The sequence below is a fragment of the Streptomyces sp. NRRL S-455 genome, from assembly GCF_000717875.1.
Classification (GTDB): Bacteria; Actinomycetota; Actinomycetes; order Streptomycetales; family Streptomycetaceae; genus Streptomyces.
In genome coordinates this window covers 222,804-242,894 of record NZ_JOCT01000011.1, presented here as the reverse complement: position 1 = coordinate 242,894, position 20,091 = coordinate 222,804, and the positions used below count along the sequence as shown (strand labels likewise).

The window sequence follows — 20,091 nt, the reverse complement described above, 5'->3', positions numbered from 1 at the left end:
GTGCACTGCACGGAGGGTGGGGGAGCACCGCCGGCTCGCTGCTCGCGGCTCACCACACATCCGTACGGCGCTTCCTGGTGTCGGGCCGTACGGGACTTCACGTCGTTACATCGGCGAGTCGGGGTCCGAGACCGGCTGGACCCTGCCGAGGGACCAGGTCCTCGGCGTCGAGCATCTCGAGTGGGCCGGGGGCCCGCCCCACAGCGCCACTCTTCGCTTCCACTTCGCGGACGGTTCATGGGGCGACCTGGTGGTCGTCGGCGAGGTGTGGCGGCAGATGCTGTCCCAGTTCCCACCGGCTCCGGGAAGGTGACCGGAGCGCGGCGGGGTGGGCCTCGTCGCGAGCTGTGGCACACCACGGGGGATCACCGCCCGGCGATCCCCCGGATCACCCCCAGCTCCACCAAGTCCTGCGGCCGGATGCGGAGCTGGTCCGCCGTCGCCTCGACCTCCCGCGGCGGTCGCTTGAGGATGGCCGCCGCCAGTTCCGGCGCTATCACCGAGAAGTAACTGTCCGGCGTGGCCCACGTGTTGCCGGGCGCGGCCAGGGCCAGCGCGCCGCCCGAGCCGCCCTCGCCGATCACCAGCGTCGTCACCGGCGTACGGGCGGACGCCACCGCCCCGAACAGGTCGGCGATCGCCGCGCCCGCGCCCTGCCGCTCGGCTTCCGCGTCATTGGCGGCGCCCGGGGTGTCCACGAGGGTCAGCACCGGGATGCCCAGCCGGTCCGCGAGGCGGATCAGCCGGGCGGCGGTCCGGTAGCCGGCCGGGCGGGTCGCGGCCCCGGTCTGCGCCGCGTACGCGACCGTACGGCCCCCGTGCTCGCCGAACCCGCACAGCATGCCGTCCGGGTCCGTGCCGCCGCAGCGGTCGCCGCTGACCGGGACCCGGTGGGTGAAATAGGTGTCCAGATAGGCGGCGGCGCGTAGGCGCCGGGGCGAGCGGGCCCGCCGGACGGCGTCCCAGCCGGTGGCGGGCAGCACCGCGGTGTCGCCGAGCGGTTCCGGCGGCGGTGCGGGCGTGGTGGACGGGCACGTCAGCAGCCGCAGCCACCGCCCCAGCGTCTCGCGCAGTTCCTCGGGCCGTACGACCGCGTCCGCCGCCCCCGCCGCGACCTGTGCCTCCGCCGTGTACGCGGCCGGGTCAGCGTCCGCCGGCCGCACCCGCGAGCCGGCGAAGCCGACCTGGGCGCCGGGCAGCGCGAGCACCACGTCGGCACCCGCGCCCAGCGTGGCCCAGCCGCCCCCGGTGGTCGGGTCGCGCAGGACGGCGACCTGGGCCAGACCGGCCTGACGGGTCAGCGCCGACTGGCGGGCCACCCGCTGGAGCTGGGCCAGCGCGAGCATGCCCTCCTGCATCCGGCTGCCACCGGTGGCGACCAGCGGCACGACGGGGAGGTGGTGCTCACGGGCGTACGTGTACGCCGCCTCCAGCCGGTCGCCGGTTCGCCGGCCGAGGGAGCCGCCGAGGAAGCCGAACTCGAACGCGATCAGCACGGCCCGGACGCCGCCGACGCGGGCGGTGCCGCACACGACGGACTCCTGCTCGCCGGTGCGTTCGGCGGCACGAGCCAGCGAGGCGTCGTAGCCCGGCCAGGAGAGCGGGCCGTCCGGGCCGGCGTCCCGTAGCACCGCGGGGAGTTCGGCGAAGGTCGATTCGTCCGTGACGGCGGCGACGACCTCGCGGGCGGAGAGACGCTCAGCCATGGGCCAGTGCCCGCTTCATGATCTTCCCCATGTCGTTGCGGGGCAGCGCGTCCAGGTGGTGGACGACCCGCGGGCGCTTGTGCGGGGCGAGCCGCTGGGCCACGTGGTCGGCCAACTCCTCCAGGGCGGGCGGCGACCCGGGGTCCGCCGGGACGATCCACGCCACGATCCGCTCGCCCAGGTCGGCGTCCGGCTCCCCGGTGACGGCGGCCTCCCGCACGCCCGGGTGCTCCAGCAGCGCGTTCTCGATCTCACCCGCCCCGATCTTGTATCCGCCGCTCTTGATCAGATCGGTGGCCTTGCGGCCGACGATCCGGACGTAGCCGTCGAGGTCGCGCACCGCCATGTCGCCGGTGCGGAACCAGCCGTCGGCGGTGAAGGCGGCGGTGGTGGCGTCGGGCCGGTTGAGGTACTCGGTGAACAGGTTCGGGCCGCGCACCTGGATCTCGCCGACCGTCTCCCCGTCGTACGCGGTGACCTCCGAGCCGTCGTCCTCGACCAGCCGCAGCTCCACACCCGGCAGCGGCACGCCGACCGTGCCCGGGCGGGCCTCGCCGTCGGCGCGGACGCTGGTGTTCATCAGCGTCTCGGTCATGCCGTAGCGCTCGATCACGCGTCGCCCGGTCGCGGTCGCGATCCGGCCGTGGTCGTGCACGGGCAGCGCGGCGGAACCGGACACCAGCAGCCGTGCCCCGGTCAGCGCCTTGACCAGCTCGGGGTCGCCGGTCACCGCCTCCGCGATGCGGTGGTACATCGTCGGCACGCCGAACAGCATGGTCGCGCCGGAGTTCAGCTCGCGGGCGACGCCCTGGGTGGTGAAACGGCCCAGGTGCCGCAGCGATCCGCCGCGCCGCAGCGGGCCGAGGGTGCCCAGGACCAGGCCGTGCACGTGGAACAGCGGCAGTCCGTGCACGAGGACGTCGTCGCCGGTCCACTGCCAGGCGTCGGCCAGCGCGTCCAGGGTCGAGGCGATCGCCCGGCGCGGGATGACGGCGCCCTTGGGCGGGCCGGTGGTGCCGGAGGTGTAGACGATCAGGGCCGGGGCGGACTCGTCGGCGGCGTCGGCGGCGTCGGCCGGGGCGGGGCCGGTGCCGTGCACGTCGACGTCGAGGCGGGGCAGATCCCGTACGGGGGCGGGGAGCTGGTCGTCCGGGGCGGTGAGCACCAGGCCGGGCGCGCTGTCGGACAGGATGTGCCCGAGCTCCTTCTCGCCCGACTTCGGATTGAGCGGCACGGCGGGCACGCCGGCCAGCAGCGCGGCGACGACGGCGACGGCCGTCTCCATGGTGGGCGTCGCCCAGACGGCGACCCGCCGGGCATCCCGGATGCGTCCGGCTGTCGCACCGGCCGCCGCGGCGAGCTCTCCGTAGGTCAGCGAGCGCTCGCCGAACCGTACGGCCGGCCGGTCGGCGGGGGCGTCGGTCAGGGCCGGGAAGAGAGGGGTCACGCGTCACATCTCCTTAGCTGTCTGGCTGAGCTGTCTGCCTGAGCTGTCTGGCTGTCCGTGGGACATCGGGTCATCGGCCGGCTATCCCCAGCCGGGGACGACCATCACCAGCCACGCCGCCGCGGGGACGACCGCGACCACGATTCCTCCGTACACCATCAGCTGCCGGAAGAAACGCTCGCGGTCGACGTCCGGGGCGGCGGCGAGGACGAGTGCGCCGTTGGTCGAGAACGGGCTGACGTCGACGACCGTCGCCGAGACGGCGAGCGCGGCCACCATGCCGATGGCGCCGATCTCGCCCTGTTCCAGGAACGGGACGGCCAGGGGGATGAGGGCGCCCATGATTCCGACGGAGGAGGCGAACGCGGAGACCAGGGCGCCGATGTAGCAGAGCAGGACGGCTGCGAGCAGGGGGATGCCGATGCTGCCGACGCCCTCGCCGGCCCAGGTGATCGTGCCCATTTCGTCCAGGACGCCTACGTAGGTGAGGACGCCGCAGATGAGGAGAACCGTTGGCCAGGCGATCTGGCCTGTTGCCTTGCGGCTGTCCTCCGGCCAGGCGGTGCTGAGTATGACGGCGAGGGTGATGGCGGTGAGGCCGGCGTCGAGGTCGAAGACCAGGACTGCGATGACCAGGGCTATGAGGGAGGTGAGGGTGGCTGTGCGGGATGGGGTGAGGGTGAAGGTCTCGGTGCCGGGCGTGGCGGGCGCTGTGGGGTGGGACCGCAACTCGGCGGTGCGAGGTGCCGCTGCGCCCACCCTCCCCCAAGCTCTCGGCTTCGCTCGAGCAGGGGGGACCCCCATCGCCCCAGCGGCACGACTGCCCGCAGCTGGGTCTGTGCCGGCAGCTGAGCCTGTGCCCGCGGCTGGGCCTGTGCCGGCGGCTGGGTCTGTGCCGGCGGCTGGGCCCGTGGGCGCAGCTGGGGCGGTCCCCAGTTTCAGCCCCCCGCACAGCACGAACACCACCCCCGCGATCACGAGGTTCGCCGCCAGGGACGCCAGGAACAGGACCACCTCGTTGCCCGGCAGCTTCTCGCGTTCCACGATGCCGTTGACGATGGAGCCGTAGATGCTGATCGGGGAGAAGCCGCCCGCCTGGGCGCCGTGGACGACCATCGCGCCCATCAGCAGGGGACTGATCCCGTAACGCGTGGCGAAGCTGAGCGCGATCGGCGCCACGATCGCCACCGCGGCCGGACTGACCGCGCCGATCGCCGTGAGCGCGCCGGTCAGCGCGAACATCACCCAGGGGATGAGCGCCACCCGCCCCCGCACGAGCCGCACGGACGCGTGCACCAGCCAGTCGGTGGTGCCGTTGGCGCGGGCGATGGCGAAGAGGTACGTGACGCCGACCAGGACGACGAACAGGTCGCCGGGGAAACCGGCGAAGATGCCGTCCGCGTCGAGACCGGCGACGAGCCCGCCGACCGCGAAGGCGGCGGCGAAGGCGAGTGCGCCCATGTTGACGGAACGGGTGGTGGCGATGACGAACACCACGACGAGGACGAGGATCGATATGAGTTCGGGGGACATACGGGCTCCCGTCGTTGGGCCCCGGAGCTGACAGGGAGCACCTCGCCGGCAGTGGACGAGTGGCTGAGCCACTTGAGGTGCGTTGGTCGAACAGCGTGGGCGCGGCCCGATCGCCCGTCAAGGGGTCGGGCAAGAATTGGTTCAGCCACTCGGCCATTGGAGGGCGCCGGTGTTACCCTCCCGGCGAGAGGGGGACCCCGTGACCGACGCCCTGCGCCCCATGACGAAACAGCGCCTCTACGAACAGGTGCTGGAGCGGCTGCGCCAGTACGTCGCCGAGGGCGGCCTGCGCGCCGGCGACCGGCTGCCGCCCGAGCGGGACCTGGCCCAGCGGCTCGGGGTGAGCCGGGCCTCGGTGAAGCAGGCGATCGTGGTGCTGGAGGTCCAGGGCCTGGTGGAGGCACGGCACGGCGGTGGCACGTACCTCGTGCGGGACAGTCTCGACACCGAACCCGTCGAGCGGATGGTCGAACGCCGCCGGCGCCTGCCCGACGTCCTGGAGGCGCGGGAGGCGCTGGAGACGAAGCTCGCCGAACTGGCCGCCGAGCGGCGCACGGAGGACGACCTGGTCGCCATGCGGTCGGCGCTCGCGCACATGGTGGAGGAGATCGAGGCGGGCGGTCACGGCGTCGAGGGCGACCGGCTGTTCCACGCGGCCGTGACGGCGGCGGCCCACAGCGGTCTGCTCGCCGAGTTCATGCGCTCCATCGCCGAGCAGATCGCCGAGAGCCGCACCGAGTCCCTCCGCCAGCCCGGCCGCCCCACCCGCTCCCTGTCCCAGCACCAGGCCATCCTGGACGCGATCGCCGACCAGGACCCACGGCGGGCGGCGGCGGCCATGCGGCGTCACGTCCGTACGGTGGCCAAGGTGCGGCTGCTGGACTGGGAGCCGGGGGAGGAGCGGTAGCGGTCAGGCCGCCGCTGCCAGCAGGTCCGCGACCACACAGCTGACGTTGTCGGGACCACCGGCGTCGTTCGCCGCGGCGACCAGGGACTCGACCGTCGTCTGCGGGGCGGGACAGGACGCGAGGAGGTCCCGGATCCGCTCCTCGGGGACGACCGCCGACAGACCGTCGGAGCACAGCAGATAGCGGTCGCCGGGGTGGGCGTCGTGCAGGCGGAGGTCGGGGAGCGTGTCGGCGTTCCCGCCAGTCAGGGCCTTCAGCAGCAGGGCGCGCTGCGGGTGGGACCCGGCCTCCTCGGCGGTCAGCCGCCCCTCGTCGACCATCGACTGGACCATCGTGTGGTCGTGGGTGATGCGGAACAGCTCACCGTCGCGCAGCAGGTAGGCGCGGGAGTCGCCGATGTGCACCAGGGCCAGCCGCGATCCGGTCCACAGCAGGGCGGTCAGCGTCGTGCCGATGTCGTCGTTGCCGTCGGCCACGTCCCGGACGGCCTGGGCCGCGCACCGCACCGCGTCCTCCAGGACGTTGAGGATCCCGCCGGCCGGGATCTCGTCCGTGTCCAGGAAGCGCAGTGCCTCCACGGCGGCGCTGCTCGCGGGCGCGCCCGCCGGTCCGAACCCGTCGGCCACGGCCAGCAGGCGCGTACCCGCGTACGCCGTGTCCTGGTTGGCCGGGCGCACGCGGCCGGTGTCCGAGTGGGCGGAGTAACGCAGTTCCAGCATCATGGTGTCCCTTCCGGACTCCGAGGAGTCCGCCGTCAGGTGATCGACCAGGAAAGCGGCGAGGTCCCGCCGTACCGCCGTCTCCGCCTCGACCCGCGCCCAATAGGCGCGGATCTCCCGGGCGGCGGCCGTGGAGTCGCTGTCGTGCACGCGGCACACCTGGCGTATCTCGGCCAGCGGCATGCCCAGCCGGCGCAGCCACGCCACCAGCCGGGCTTGCTCCAGCTGTTCGGCCGCGTAGTACCGGTAGCCGGTGTCCGGGTCCACCCGGGCAGGCCGCAGCAGATCCAGCTCGTCGTACAGGCGCAGCGCCTTCGGCGAGAGCCGGCACGCCCTGGCGAACGCGCCGATCGTCAGCATGCCCATGTGCCCCCCTGCGTTCCGCGCGGTTCTCGCGCTTCCTGGTTCCGCCATCGATGCTGGGGCTTCACCGAAGGTGAAGGTCAAACAGGGTGTCGCGGTTCCGGGACGGATTGCTAGCCTGCGCCGGAACCGATCGCAGGCCGAGAAGGGAGTCGCCGTGGCCGGCACTCCGCGTATCGCGCTCGTCACCTATGACCCCGGTGGCGAGGAGAGCAGGGACCGGGACCTGCCGGTGCTGGTGGACGCCCTGCGGGAGGCCGGGGCCGAGGCCGCAGTGGTCCACTGGGACGACCCCTCCGTCGACTGGGCCGCCTTCGACCTCGCCCTCATACGGTCCACCTGGGACTACAGCTGGCGGGCCGAGGAGTTCACGGCGTGGGCCGAGCGGTGCGGGAAGGTGACCCGGCTGGCCAACCCGGTGGACGTCGTGCGGTGGAACGCGGACAAGAGGTACCTCGGGCGGCTCGCGGACGCCGGGGTGCCCGCCGTGCCCACCCGCTACTTCGCGCCGGGCGAGCCGGTGGACCTGCCGGCCGACCGCGAGTACGTCGTGAAGCCCGCCTCCGGCGCGGGCGCCCGGTACGCCGCCCGCTACCCGGCCGGGGAGCGGGATTCCGCCCTGCGTCAGGTGGAGCGGATGCACGCCGAGGGGTTCACCGTGATGGTGCAGCCCTATCTGACCGGCATCGACACGCACGGTGAGCGGGCCCTGCAGTTCTTCGGCGGGCGCCTGCTGCACGCGGGCGTCAAGGGCGCCGTCCTCGCGCCGGGCACACCGTACGACGCCGACAAGGTCGCCCACCCGGACATCCGCCCCTGGGAGCCGACCGCAGCCGAACTGTCCGTCGCCGAGCGGGCCCTGGCCGCCGTACCGGGGCGGCCGGAGCTGCTGTACGCCCGTGTGGACCTGGTCACCGGGGAGGACGGCGAGCCGTGCGTGATGGAGCTGGAGCTGATCGAGCCGAACCTGTTCCTGTGGCTGCACCCGGCCTCCGTGCCGAGGGTGGTGGAGGCGGTGCTGGACGCCGCCGGCTGAGCACCGTGTGCGGGGCATACGCCCTCTGGTGAGGCTTTTGGTGTAGTGGTACCCCCATGCCCTCCGAGCGACGGACCTGGGCACCGCTGCTCGCGGTGTGCGCCGGGTATTTCATGGTGATCCTGGACGTCACGGTCATCAACGTCGCCGTGCCGGTGATCGGGAGGGAGCTGTCGGCCTCGCTCACCGGCATCCAGTGGATCACCGACGGGTACACCCTGGTCTTCGCCGGGTTCCTGCTGACCGGCGGCGCGCTCGGCGACCGGCTCGGCAACCGCCGGGTGTTCTGCGCGGGCGTGGTGGTGTTCACCCTGTCCTCGGCGGCGTGCGCGCTCGCGCCCGGCGCGCCCTTCCTGGTCGTGGCCCGGCTCGTGGAGGGGCTCGGCGCGGCGCTCATCGTGCCCGGCTGCCTGGCGCTGCTCCAGCAGGCCTACCCGGAGACTGCCGCACGGGCGCGGGCCTTCGGACTGTGGGGCTCCATGGCGGGCATCGCGGCCTCCGCCGGGCCGCTGCTGGGCGGGCTGCTCGTCTCCACGGTGGGCTGGCGCTGGGTGTTCCTCATCAACCTGCCCGTCGGCGCCCTCTGCCTCGCCCTGACACTGCGGCACGTGGCCCGCTCGCCCCGGCGCGCCGACCGGGCCCTGGACTGGCCCGCGCAGGTCGCGGTCGTCGCGGCGGTGGCGCTGCTGACCGCGTCGCTCAACGAGGCCGGACGGCGCGGCTGGACCGACCCGGCCGTGCTCGCCGGGGCGGGTCTGGCCGTCCTGGCCGCCGCGGCCTTCGCGCTGCGCGAGCGGCTGGCCCGCTCTCCCGCCCTCCCGGTGAGCCTGCTGCGCTCGCGCGCCATGAGCGGCGGGTCCGCCATCGGCCTGCTGTTCAACTTCGGCTTCTACGGCATGGTGTTCACCGCCAGCCTGGAGTTCCAGCACCAGCGCGGCTACAGCGCCCTCGGCACCGGTCTCGCCCTGTTCCCGGCGGTGGCCATGACCATGTTCGCCTCCGTCCTGTCCGGGCGGCTCACCCGCCGCACCGGCGACCGGCCGCTGGTGGTCACCGGCATGCTCCTGGCCGCCCTCGGGCTGGCCGGCTGGGCGGCCGCGGGCGCCGACCCGGCGTACGCCCTGCTGGTGGCCCCCATGATGGCCGCCGGGTTCGGGACGTCCTTCGCCCTCACCGGCTCCACCGCCACGGTGATGGGTGCCGCGCCCGCCGCGTACTGGGGAGCCGCCTCCGCCCTGTTCAACACCGCCCGGCAGATCGGCAGCGCCACCGGTGTCGCCCTCGGCGGCAGCCTCCTCGCCTCGGCCGCCGACTACAGCACCGGCATCCGCACCAGCATGCTGATCGGAGCGCTCGCCTACCTGGCCGCCGCGGGTCTCGCGTGGCGGTGCGTGCCCGCGAAGACCCGCGAGTCCGTGACCGGGCCCTCAGCCCTGACGGCCGGTGACGGCCACCCGCTGCAACAGGCCCCAGGTGAACTCCGCGACGACCTCCCACCGCACGCCCTCCCCGTCCGGCGCGGTGAACGCCAGCCCCCACCGGGTCGGTGCGGTGCCCTCCAGGGGGCGGGCCGGGGCGAAGGCGCGGGCGACCTCGTCGACCGTGCAGGACCAGGGGGTGAGATCGTCGAGTACGCGCGGCTCGGGGCCCTTCGCGCCCGGGGCGCGGACCAGCCACTCGTTCCACACGGCGCCGTTCGGGGCGGTCAGGACCTCGAAACGCAGATCGGGCCAGAGCGGCACGGGCCAGAGCCAGGCCTCACAGTCGAGGTCGCCGATGCGGCGGGGCGTACGGGACTCGGGATCGCCCAGCACCGAGCGGTACCGGGACAGCGCGGCACGGGAACGCGGGGAGCGGACCATCGCCTGCCAGCGCCTGTTCGCCTCGCGCATGTCGGCGATCGACACTCCCAGCTCGTGGCGGGCGTCCTCCACCAGGCCGGGGTTGTGGTCGGCCATGCGGCGCAGCAGCACCAGCTGGAAGTCGAGCGGGGTGAAGGGGCTAGCGGGGCGCTTTCCGGAGGGCATGGGACCCATCGTCGCCCACCGGGGCGGTGCCCGGGCGGCGGCCGTCCGGCAGGAAGAGAACGGAGTTGACGTAGCGCGGGCCCCTCAGCAGACGGGACGGCAGCACACGACGCAGCAGGCCGTGGGAGACGACGTGGGCGGCGCCGGCCTGGTGGTCCTCCAGCGGGAACTTCGCCAGCGGCACCCAGGTGTCACCGGGCAGCACCCAGCCGTCGTAGCCCAGCAGGGACAGGTACGTCACCACCGGCGCGATCGGCTGGATGCGGGACTCCAGTTCCACGAACAGGGCCGGCCGGTCCCGGGCCAGCAGGCCCGTCGCGCCGCGCAGGACCGCCGGCTCGTTGCCGTCCACGTCGATCTTGACGAAGCCGACGTCGCGCAGCCCCAGCTCGTCCAGCGTGACACAGGGAACGTCCAGCGCCCGGCCGTGGATGTCCCGGCGGACCAGTGACGACACACCCCGGTCACCCTCGTCGTCCGACGGCAGCCACAGCCGGGCGATACCGGGCCGGTCCGAGGCGGCGGCACGGACCACCCGGACGTTCGGCGGGGCCGCGGCGGCCAGCAGGCGGGCCAGGCGAGGCACCGGTTCGACCGTCACGACGTGCTCGGCGAGGCCGGACAGCCGGTGCGTCCAGGGCCCGTACCAGCCGCCGACGTCGACCGCCGTACCGCAGCCGGGCGGGCACAGCTCGGCGAGCCGGGCCAGCTCCGGTTCGAACCGGGGATACAGCGCCCGGGCCGTCGCGCCCACCAGGCGCGGGGGCAGGAGCGGAGCGAGACGGGCGGCCAGGCTGGTCACGGCGCCATCCTCTTGAGGAGTTCCTCGTGCTCGTCGTCCGGCACCTGCTCGCCCGACGACGGCAGCAACTGCGGGATCCCGTCGAGGATCGGATAGCGGCGTCGCAGGCGCGGGTTGTACAGCGCCTCCTCCTGCCGGGCCTCCCCCTGCCCGGCCTCCTCGGGCAGCAGATGCAGCGGGCCCTTGTCGAGGGGACAGGCAAGTATCTTCAGCAGCGGGTCGTCAGGCTTCACGGTGAGGCCAACTCCTTGGCTGTGGTGGGGGTTTCTGGGGAGGAGTCGTGCTTCGGCATGGTCAGCAGCACGGCGACCGCCAGGGCCGTGCCCGCCACCCGCAGCGCGATCCGCAGCGGGTCGTCCGGCAGGGCCTCGCCGAACGACAGCGTGCCGAGCACCGCCGTGAACACAGAGGTCACGGTCGTGCACACCGGCACGATCAGCGAGGCGCGGCAGCGCTGCAGCGCCGCCTGTGACATCACCAGGCCGAACACACCGGTGAACAGCAGCAGATACGGATACGGGGAGCTCAGCAGGTCCAGCACCGCGCCGCCGATCCCGCTGGTCGTCAGGTGGCTCGACACGCCCTTGATGGCCAGCGAGCTGACGCCGTACAGCAGGCCCACGGCCACGCCGTACTCGACGCCGGTCGTGGGCCGCCGGTGCCGGTTGCGGGCGCGCCGCTCGGCGGAGCCGTAGAGCCACACCCCGGCCGCCAGCGACGGCACGCACACCAGCAGGATCAACGGGTAGGGGGCCTCCTGGCTGACGCTGTCCGCGCCCTCGCGCAGCGACAGCACCACCATCAGCAGCGCCAGCAGGATCGCGCCCAGCGCGTACCTCTCCCGGCCGGACGTCTCCTCCCCGAGCAGCCGGGCCGACAGCAGCACGAGCAGCACCAGACCGGAGACGAAGATGCCCTGCGCGGCGGCGATCGGCAGGGTGCGGTAGACGACGAGCTGCGCTCCGAAACCGGCGGCGAGGGCGAGGGAGCCGCCGATCCACAGGGGGCTGCCGAGGACGAGGCGCAGCAGCCGGGCCGGCTGCCGGATCGTCACCTCGGGCAGGGAGGTGAGCGCCCGTTTCTCCAGCACGAAGCCGAGGCTGTACAGGGTGTTCGCCAGCAGGGCCGCGGCCACTCCCCACCACATCGGCTACGTCCTCCTGGCGTGCAGCAGCAGGATCGACGCGAGCTGCGGCCGGGCACAGGCCAGCCGGTCCAGGGGGCGCAGCGGACGCGGTACGCCGTGGAAGGGAGCACCTTCGAGCCGTACGACGGTGAACCCGGACGCGGTGACGAACTCCTTGAGCGCGCGGGGGGTGTAGAGGCGCAGGTGTCCCACGACCTCCTTGCCCGGGCGGCCGTGGACGCCGCGCAGACTGACCTCCGAGAACACCGGCTGCACGCCGGCCAGCAGCAGGGCGCGGTTGTACCAGGCGGCCAGGTTCGGCGTGGACAGCATCAGGTGCCCGCCGGGTCGCAGGATCCTGCGGATCTCGTCCAGCGCGGCGTCCGGATCGACGAGATGCTCGATCACCTCGCTGAACAGCACCGCGTCCGCCGACTCGGAGGCGAACGGCAGTCCGCCGCCGGTGAGTTCGCCGCGCACCGCGTACGGGATGCGGGTGCGGGCGCGTCTGAGGGCGTCCTGGGACCAGTCGACGCCGATGACGCGATGGCCGGGGAGGAAGGGGGCGGCGGTGGCTGCGGCGGTGCCGTCGCCGCAGCCGATGTCGAGGACGGTGCGGCCGCCGGTGCCGCCTGTGCCGCCGGTGGCCGGGCCGAGGGCCCGGGCCAGCATGCGGGCCTGGCGGACGCTGCGTGAGGTGCCCGAGGCGACGGGCACGGCGGGGTTCTCGTAGAAGTCGCGCAGGTCGCGGGGCAGGGGCGCGGTGGTGGAGGTCGTGGAGGTCGTGGAGGTCGTGGGTGTCACGGGGTCACCTCCGTGGTGTGGAGGTAGTGCTCGAAGAGGTCGCGGAGGTGGGCGCCGTCGCCGTGGCTGAGCAGGGTCCGGGACCAGCGCAGGGCCAGGTGGAGGCGGCCGGCCGTGGACGCGGTGGTGACGGTGAGGCCGCGTGGCATCCGGGCCGGCGCCGAGAACCAGACCGCGTGCGCGCGGCCCGCCTCCTCGCCGAAGTCCAGGGGGTACGGGATCCGGCCGATGTTGCTGAGCAGGGTCGTCGACGTCCAGGGTGCGGCGGCTCTGCGCAGGGCGCGGGTGAGGGCGGCGCGGGCGGCGACGGGGGCCCAGGGGGCGGTGAGGAGGGTGGCGCCGTGGCCGAGCTGGGGGCGGGGCAGGGACTTCAGGGCGCGGGTTCGCTCCGCGGTGCGGCGGAGGAGGGCGGGCATGTCGGAGACGTCCAACTCCGCTGGCAGGAAGGGCACTTCGACGAGGCGGGTGCCGTTGCCGATGGGCATCGTGGTGTCGCGGGGGCGGTCGTCGACGGGCATGGTGATGCGGAGGGGGCGGGGCCGGACGCCGTGCTCCCTGTTCCAGTGGGCGATGGTCAGGGCCGTGGTGACCATGAGCTGGTCGTTGACGGTGTAGGGGGAGCCCTTGGGGCGGTGGGGGAGGGGGAGGTCGGCGACGAGCATGCCGTTGCCGGGGGAGGGGTCCGGTGTGCCTGGTGCCACCCGGGCGGGGGGTGACCAGCTGGCCGGGAGGTCGGGGGTTTCGTGGGGCGTCTGTGCTGCCCGGGTGGGCGGTGCGGCTGGGGCGTTGTCGCGGCCCCCGTACAACTCCGCGGCGGTGGCGAGGACGCGGAGGCAGGCCGGGCCGTCGAGGGCGGTGTGGTTGATGGTGAGGACGAGTGCTGTCCCTTGTTCTGGGGCCGGGTCGACTCGCAGCCCGGCGGAGCGGGGTGCCTCCCCCAAGCTCTCGGCTTCGCTCGAGCAGGGGGTACCCCCATCGCCCACCCGTGCCGCCCCAGCGGCACGACTGCCCGCAGCTAAGTCGACTACTTCCAGGCGTATCGGCGGCGACAGGGACAGGGGCGGTGCCTCTGCCAGGGCGCGGGTTCTGGCGTTCTGGAGGGCGCGCGGGCCCGGTGGTGTGAAGGTCACCACCTCCGTGTCCGGGTCGTTCGTCAGCTCCCACTCATAGCGGCGCCGGAACCACGGCCCTGGGGCCTCCCGCATCAGGATGCGCGGATGCCGGTGCAGGGCCTCCGTGAACGCCTTGCGCAGGCGCTGCTCGTCGAGAGGGCCGGGCAGATGGACCTCGATGTGGACCGTTTCCGGTTCCTCCTCTTGGAGGCAGTGGCGGGAGACCTCGTCCACCACCGGGAACGGGATGCGTACCGGTGTCGTCATGCGGGCTCGTCCTTCCCCCGTTCGCCCAGACTCACCAGGCCCGCGAACAGGCCGATCAGCGCCAGCAGTTGGGCCAGGCGACCGAACGCCCCCTCGCCCGCACCCACCGGCTCCCCGGCCCCGATCGCGGCAGCGATGCCCGCCGCCGCCAGGGCCACGAACGCGATCGGCACGAGCAGCGTGTGCCGCCTGGCCGCCAGCAGCGCCAGCGCCGGGACCAGCAGCGCGAACCAGCCCGCGATGACCACGCCGACCAGCGTCAGCGCCACCGTGCCGAGCCACAGGCCGGGCAGCGGCGGGGCCGGCTGGGGCGGGTCGGGGTTGGGGGCGCGGCGGCGCCACAGGGCGAGCCCCAGCAGCACGGCGATACCGGCGCCGCTGCCGATCAGGCCGGCGTCGTACGTCGTGGCCGGTTCGTACGACAGCTTGACCGTGCCGCCCGCCCCGGCGGGGATCCGCCAGCCCTGCTGCCAGCCGTCCAGCCGCAGCGGGGCCAGCTCCTTGCCGTTCAGGGTGGCCTTCCAGCCGTCGTTGAAGTTCTCGTACGTCGTCAGGTACGAGGCCGCGCCCGAGCCGACCGTCACCTCGCGCCGGTCGCCCAGCCAGTCCCGGACCCGCAGTTCACGCCCGGCCGCCGCGGCCTCCGGGACCGTCCCGCGGGTCAGGGTCACGTCCGTCAGCGTGAGCGGGCCCGCGTCACCGCCCTCCAGCCGGTGTTCGCCCGAGGGCAGCTCCACCTCGGTCTCGGCGCGGCCCTGCCGGCAGAGCGTGACGTCGACGGGGCGGCGCTCCGTCAGATCCCGCACGGTTCCCTTCGCGCTCGTCTGGTACAGCTCGCCGTCCAGCGCCACGTCGGGTCCCTTGCCGCACGGCAGCGAGAACTTCCGGGTGCCGTCCGGCTGCGGGGTGCGGTGCTGGTCGAGGGACGGGACGTACGCCTCCGTCAGGCCGACCGGAAGCCGCAGGTCCTCGTCGGCGACCGGGTTGTGCAGGGTCAGCGGGGCGGTCTCGGTGACCGTGATGTCGAGCCGGTCCGTGGTGATCGGCGGGAAGCGGACCCAGCCGTTCTCGTCGACGCCCGCGATCGTCGCCCCGTCCGGGGAGCTGATGTGCACCTGGGACGCGCGGGTGGACAGGCCGCCCGCGGGGGCCAGCACCAGTTCTCCGACCGGCTGCTTGCCCTCCCAGTTCAGGTGGATCACCGGCCGGTCGCCCGCGATCCAGGCCGTCGTCAGGTCGCCGTCGGTGAGGTTGCGGGCCGACAGCCCCGCGCCGAGGCCCGCCGTGGAGTCGGCGGTCGCGACGATCCTGGCCTGCTGCTCGGGCGCTACCTCGTACAGCAGCCGGTCGAGGTCCTCGCCCGGCACCGGCACGGCGCTCGCCCTCACCTCGTACGTCCCGGCGGCCGGTGTCGTGAAGCGGCGGTGCAGCCCGGCCTCGGTGCCGGTCGGGGAGAGGCCCGTCGGGTCGGACGCCCGGTGCAGGGAGACGACCGTGGCGGCCGACGTCGCCGCGTCGGCGTCCCCCGGGAGCCGCAGCAGCCGGGTCACCCGCACGTCAGGCAGGTCGATCTCGGAGAAGCCCGCGCCGGTGAGACCGGCCCGGCGCTCCACCGAGTCCACGATCGTCAGCTTCATCCACCGCGTGGCGCCCTCGGGTGCCTTGACGCGCTGCGTCTTGCCGTTCGGCTGGAGGAAACTCGTCTTCGAGCCCTTCTCCGTCTCCACCCGCACCTTCGTGGCCGCCGCCCGCACGCTCCCCTGCGGCAACGGCGCGACCTTGAAGGAGGACGGCATGTCGTAGCGGCCGGTGAAGCCGATGCGCAGCCACTGCCCGTCCGGCGTGTCCGGCGCGCCCTCCGTCCACGCCGTGTCCGGGTTGCCGTCGAAGGCGTTCACCGGGTCGAACTGCGGCAGGTGGAAGAGCCAGTTGCCGTACGACGACGCCGTCACCGAGCGGGCGCCGCGCAGTTCCGCCACCGTCTGGTGATCGGCTCCCTCGAGGGGCAGGATCTGCCGCGGCTTCTCACCGGGGTCCTGCGAGCCGTCGGGCGCGTTGCGCTCGTCACGCGTGTACGTGTACGACGTGCCCGCGTTGACCAGGCCGAACCGGGTGTCTGCGCGCCGCATCCCGTCGCCCACCACCTGCACGGCGGGAGTGCCGAGCCCGGGGTGGTTGTCGCCGGTCAGCACGGCCGGCCGCCCGCGCAGCCGGGACGCCAGCGGCAGCAGCGCCTCCGGGCCGCCGGACACCACGGCCGTGTCGGAGACCGGCATCAGCCCCGCCTGCCCGGGCCGCAGCACGTCCCGCCCGGCCGGCCGGTAGATCTCCACCGCCCGCTGCCGCGGGTAGAGCCCCTCGACCTGGAGAGGGGCGTCCTGCGCGATCCTGCCGCCGGTCATCACCGGCCCGAGCCCCGTCACCCGCTGGTACCCGGACTGTTCGAGCGTCCGCTTGACGGTCGCGGTCGGCACGTAGCCGATCTGGTCCGGGTCGAGGTCGTTGCGTACGACGACGTAGTACAGCCCCGCCCGGCTCAAGTAGTCGGCCAGGCCCGGGACTTCGGACCCCGTCAGCAGCGCCTGCTCGACCGCGTCCATCGCGCGCCGGTTCCCGGGCGTGCCGAACGGGACGTAGTCGCGCTGCGCCCAGCGGGACTCGGCGAGCACGTCCAGCGGCTGGTCGATCGGCGAGCCCCAGGTGTAGACACCGTGCGCGGTGGCCGGGACGACCAGGGCGCGGGAGTCGGGCGATTCCCTCTCCAGCCAGTCGGCCGTGGCCTGCCAGTAGGCGGGGAGCTTCTGGAAGGAACCGGGGTTGAGGATCGAGCCGTTGAGGTACGGCCACAGCAGCCCCGGCAGGATCAGCACCGCCGCGAGAAGCGGGGCGAGACGCCGGCCGCGCACCGGGCGGGCCCCGCGGGTCTCGGCGGCCACACCCACCAGATGTGCGAGACCCAGCACGAGCGCCAGCGCCAGACCGGTCTGGAACTTGTAAATGTTCCGGAACGGCGACAGCCACCCGTCCAGCCAGTCCTGCACGACCCCGTGGAACGGCGCCCCGAACGCCCCGCCGTACCCGGCGAGCAGCACCAGCGCCGTCACCAGCACGGTCAGCACGAGCCATCGCCGCTCGGGCATGTCCCGCCGGGCGAGGCCCGCCAGCCCCAGCCCGGCGGCCAGCGCCGAGCACACGATCACCACGACCGACGAGGCCACGGCCCATCCCGCGGGCAGCCACGCCTCACCGAAGTGCAGATAGGCGACCCAGTTCCCGGCGCCGCGCAGCGCCTCGGACGCCGACATGGTGTCCGTGGTCGTCTGTGAAGTCTCGATGTAGGGCAGGAAGTTCTCGCCGTAGACGCCGAGCAGCAGCAACGGCACCCACCACCAGGCCGTCACCACGATCACGGCAGGGGTCCACCAGGCGATCAGCTTGCGCTGCCGCGGCCCGGGCGGCCGGGACAGCAGATACAGTCCGGCCGGCAGCAGGGACGCCAGCGTCGCCGAGGCGTTCACCCCGCCCATGAACGGCACGAGCAGCGCCGACCGCAGGGCCGCGACCCGGGCGGCGTACTTCTCGTTCGTCAGCGGCAGCAGCACCCACGGCAGGAACGCGCCGGGCAGCGCCGCGGCCGACGTCGACCCGATGACGGTCGTGAACACCGGCCACAGCGCGTACGCCACGGCCCCCAGCAGCCGGGAGGCACCACTGCCCACCCGCAGCCGCTCCGCCAGCCGCAACGCCCCCCAGAAGGCGACGGACACCACGACCGACAGCCACAGCCGCTCCGCCAGCCACACCGGCAGCCGTACGAGATCGCACAGCCAGTAGAACGGCAGCATCGGCCACAGATAGCCGACGTACTGGTCCTGGATGCCGCCGAACCCGGCCCGGTCGTGCCACAACTGCCCCAGATCGGCGAGGAACCGACCCGGGTCGACGGTGACGCCCAGCTTGGTGTCGAAGGTCTGCCGCCCCGGTTGCACCACCAGGAACAACACGAAGACCACGGCCCAGAAACCCAGCAGCCAGCGCCGCGACCTCGGGCCCTCGGGCGGGTCCGCCGCGGTCGCGGTGCTGGGGACGGCTGCCGGTGGAGGAGCCTGGACCGTGGTTGTCATGAAGGGCACCGCCGCATGATGAGGAGGAGGTTCCAGGTGGCGAACTCGCGGATCCCGGGCGCCTTGACGACGGTCTCCGCGAGGAAGGGCCAGTAGCGGGAGCGCGCGGAGACGACCGTGACGTCGTCCCGGGCACGCACCTGCCGCAGGGTGGAGCCGATGTGCACCGCGAACAGGTTCTCGCCGAGCCGGTGCTTGGCGGGCCTGCCGGTCCGCCGCGCGTAACGGGCCCGGGCCCGCTCGGCGCCGAAGTAGTGCCACGGGGCCCACTCGTGCCCGCCCCACGGCGACAGCCAGTTGGTGAACGAGACGTAGATCAGCCCGCCGGGCCGTGTCACCCGGGCCAGCTCGCTGAGGAACGTCTCCGGGTCGGCCACGTGCTCCAGCACGTTGGAGGAGAAGGTGACGTCGGCGACGCCGTCCCTCAGCGGCAGCAGATACCCGTCGGCGACCACGGCCGAGTCCGGGGGCTTCTCGCCGAGTTCCGCCATGTCGGGCTCGAAGAGGAAGGCGTTCGCCCCTCGCCGCCGGAACTCCTCGGTGAAGTAACCGCTGCCCCCACCGACGTCCAGGACGGTACGCCCGGCGACGGGCCCGTCGTAGGCCTCGACCTGATCGACGGCGTCCCGGGCGAGCAGCGAGTAGCAGCTCTCGGGATCGTCCTGCTCACGGAGGAAGGCACGAAACAGGGCAAGAGATCTTCGAAGCGAGGGATCTTTCCTGAAGGGGCGCGGGGCGGTGACATGTGCGGCTCCGTCGCGTGGGCGCATGGGTGGCATCACGGGGCCCAGCCCCTCACCGCCTCCGCGGCAACAGCCCTGAACTGCCGAACGGTCCGGTCCCACCGGAACTGTGCCGCCCGCTCCCGGGCAGCCTTCCCCATCAACTCCCGCCGCTGACCGGACAGGGCCAGCGCACACCATGCCGCGGCGAAGGAGGACTCACCCCGGGCGAGAACACCCGTCTCCCCGTCCACGACGGAGTCCGTGAGCCCTGGGACGTCGAAAGCCACCGTCGGCGTCTCCCGAGCCGCCGCCTCCGTCACGACGAGCCCCCACCCCTCCACGGCGGAGGGATGCAGCAACAACCAGGCGGCGCACAGCAGCCGATGTTTCTCGGCTTCCGAGACATAACCGGTGAACTCCACGCCGGGACCGGCGAGTTGCTCAAGCCGGGACCTCTCCGGCCCGTTCCCGACGATCAGCAGCCGCCCGCCGGTCACCGGCCGCACCCGCTCCCACAGTCGCAGCAGCAGATCGATCCGCTTGTACTCGACGAGCCGGCCGACGGCGACGAACAGCGGTTCCGGCGAGCGCTCGGCTCTCGGCCCCGGCTCCTCGACCCCGTTGTGCACGACCCGGATGCGGTCCCGCGCCACGCCGATCGCACCCAGCGCGTGGGCGGTGGAGGTTGACACGGCGACCAGCAGGTTCCGCTGCTGCGCCCCGGTCAGCGCCCAGTGTTCGAGTCTTCGGCCGATCCGTGCCGCAGGCGCGAGCGGCCCGCCGAAGCGCATCTTCCACAGGTCCGTGTGGACATGGTTGACCAGGCACAGCGTGGGCCCCTGGTGCCACAGGGGCGCCAGGTACGGCATGCCGTTGCACACCTCGACCAGCAGATCGCAGTCGCCGACCTGGCGGGCGAAGGCCGACCGGGCGCGCAGGTAGTGGCCGTAGGGTCCGCCCGCCGACACGACACGGTAGTCGCGGAACGACGCGGGCCCCCCGCACAGCAGGGTCACCTGGTGGCCCAGGCGGGTCAGGCCGTCGGCGAGCTTGTCGACCAGCAGCTCGGAGCCGCCGGCGGACGGGTTGTCCAGGTCACGATGGGCGAGGAAGACGATCCGGCGCGGATGTGGGGGGAGCGCCGGACGGTGCTGCGGCGCGCTGGGGGGCGCGGCGCGCAGCCGGGACGGTACGTGCTGGGGCATGGGTGCTCCAACTCGTTCGGGGTGCGGAACTCAGCGTGGGAACGTGGGGGGCGGACCGATGCAGGGGGTCGGCCTGTGGGGGGCCTGAGCTCTTCCTGGGAGGGGAGTGTGGACGGGTTGTGCTCGGGGTGGGGTTGGACAGTTTTCGCCCGGACGATCGCCACGGCTACTCACCGGCGTGACAATT

15 protein-coding genes and 1 pseudogene are annotated in these 20,091 nt (G+C 73.4%); 3 read left to right on the top strand and 13 right to left on the bottom strand.

The window, feature by feature from the left end; all coding sequences use genetic code 11:
- Positions 1-365: 365 nt before the first annotated feature.
- The 3 genes from IE97_RS0115900 to IE97_RS0115890 all read right to left on the bottom strand — a co-directional run bounded on the left by IE97_RS0115900 (position 366) and on the right by IE97_RS0115890 (position 4,686).
- The gene (locus IE97_RS0115900) at positions 366-1,706 is read right to left on the bottom strand and encodes a carboxyl transferase domain-containing protein (protein ID WP_030239228.1); all 1,341 of its coding nucleotides are present in this window, start codon (positions 1,704-1,706) and stop codon (positions 366-368) included.
- Positions 1,699-3,153 carry an acyl-CoA synthetase gene (locus IE97_RS0115895; RefSeq protein WP_030239222.1) on the bottom strand — a complete coding sequence of 485 codons (1,455 nt, stop codon included), beginning with the start codon at positions 3,151-3,153 and terminating at the stop codon, positions 1,699-1,701. The genes IE97_RS0115900 and IE97_RS0115895 overlap by 8 nt, the downstream gene beginning before the upstream one ends.
- An 81-nt stretch (positions 3,154-3,234) precedes the next feature.
- On the bottom strand, positions 3,235-4,686 hold the full coding sequence (locus IE97_RS0115890) for an SLC13 family permease (RefSeq protein WP_030239218.1): 1,452 nt from the start codon (positions 4,684-4,686) through the stop codon (positions 3,235-3,237).
- A 199-nt stretch (positions 4,687-4,885) separates the two neighbouring features.
- Here IE97_RS0115890 and IE97_RS0115885 point away from each other — a divergent pair, with 199 nt between their 5' ends.
- Positions 4,886-5,593 (top strand): FadR/GntR family transcriptional regulator, encoded by a 708-nt coding sequence (locus IE97_RS0115885; RefSeq protein ID WP_030239214.1) that lies wholly within the window; start codon positions 4,886-4,888, stop codon positions 5,591-5,593.
- Positions 5,594-5,596: 3 nt separating this feature from the next.
- Here the strand turns inward: IE97_RS0115885 and IE97_RS0115880 are convergent, their stop codons facing one another.
- A complete protein-coding gene (locus IE97_RS0115880; protein ID WP_030239211.1) occupies positions 5,597-6,679 on the bottom strand; it encodes a MerR family transcriptional regulator in 1,083 nt (360 codons plus the stop codon).
- A 154-nt stretch (positions 6,680-6,833) separates the two neighbouring features.
- Between IE97_RS0115880 and IE97_RS0115875 the strand changes: the two genes are divergently transcribed.
- Both IE97_RS0115875 and IE97_RS0115870 read left to right on the top strand, forming a co-directional pair.
- Positions 6,834-7,712 (top strand): ATP-grasp domain-containing protein, encoded by an 879-nt coding sequence (locus IE97_RS0115875; RefSeq protein WP_030239206.1) that lies wholly within the window; start codon positions 6,834-6,836, stop codon positions 7,710-7,712.
- A gap of 56 nt (positions 7,713-7,768) precedes the next feature.
- Positions 7,769-9,118: pseudogene (locus IE97_RS0115870) on the top strand (MFS transporter); the annotation flags it as partial.
- 21 nt (positions 9,119-9,139) lie between these two features.
- Here IE97_RS0115870 and IE97_RS42990 read toward each other — a convergent pair.
- The 9 genes from IE97_RS42990 to IE97_RS0115830 are packed head-to-tail and all read right to left on the bottom strand — an operon-like array spanning position 9,140 to position 19,904.
- Positions 9,140-9,739, bottom strand: coding sequence for a hypothetical protein (locus tag IE97_RS42990; protein WP_420706099.1), 600 nt, complete (start codon positions 9,737-9,739; stop codon positions 9,140-9,142).
- Positions 9,714-10,541 carry an FkbM family methyltransferase gene (locus IE97_RS0115865; RefSeq protein ID WP_030239201.1) on the bottom strand — a complete coding sequence of 276 codons (828 nt, stop codon included), beginning with the start codon at positions 10,539-10,541 and terminating at the stop codon, positions 9,714-9,716. The genes IE97_RS42990 and IE97_RS0115865 overlap by 26 nt, the downstream gene beginning before the upstream one ends.
- Positions 10,538-10,774, bottom strand: coding sequence for a Trm112 family protein (locus tag IE97_RS0115860; RefSeq protein ID WP_030239200.1), 237 nt, complete (start codon positions 10,772-10,774; stop codon positions 10,538-10,540). The genes IE97_RS0115865 and IE97_RS0115860 overlap by 4 nt, the downstream gene beginning before the upstream one ends.
- Positions 10,771-11,676, bottom strand: coding sequence for a hypothetical protein (locus IE97_RS0115855; RefSeq protein WP_037836073.1), 906 nt, complete (start codon positions 11,674-11,676; stop codon positions 10,771-10,773). Before IE97_RS0115855 ends, IE97_RS0115860 begins: the two co-directional genes overlap by 4 nt.
- 15 nt (positions 11,677-11,691) lie before the next feature.
- Positions 11,692-12,471: a class I SAM-dependent methyltransferase gene (locus tag IE97_RS0115850; protein ID WP_030239186.1), complete on the bottom strand. Its 780-nt coding sequence runs from the start codon at positions 12,469-12,471 to the stop codon at positions 11,692-11,694.
- Positions 12,468-13,850, bottom strand: coding sequence for a condensation protein (locus IE97_RS0115845; protein ID WP_030239183.1), 1,383 nt, complete (start codon positions 13,848-13,850; stop codon positions 12,468-12,470). Before IE97_RS0115845 ends, IE97_RS0115850 begins: the two co-directional genes overlap by 4 nt.
- The gene (locus IE97_RS0115840; RefSeq protein ID WP_030239180.1) at positions 13,847-17,974 is read right to left on the bottom strand and encodes an alpha-(1->3)-arabinofuranosyltransferase domain-containing protein; all 4,128 of its coding nucleotides are present in this window, start codon (positions 17,972-17,974) and stop codon (positions 13,847-13,849) included. The genes IE97_RS0115845 and IE97_RS0115840 overlap by 4 nt, the downstream gene beginning before the upstream one ends.
- Positions 17,971-18,753 (bottom strand): class I SAM-dependent methyltransferase, encoded by a 783-nt coding sequence (locus tag IE97_RS0115835; RefSeq protein ID WP_051704999.1) that lies wholly within the window; start codon positions 18,751-18,753, stop codon positions 17,971-17,973. Before IE97_RS0115835 ends, IE97_RS0115840 begins: the two co-directional genes overlap by 4 nt.
- Positions 18,753-19,904, bottom strand: coding sequence for a glycosyltransferase family 4 protein (locus tag IE97_RS0115830; RefSeq protein WP_030239173.1), 1,152 nt, complete (start codon positions 19,902-19,904; stop codon positions 18,753-18,755). Before IE97_RS0115830 ends, IE97_RS0115835 begins: the two co-directional genes overlap by 1 nt.
- Positions 19,905-20,091 lie beyond the last annotated feature (187 nt).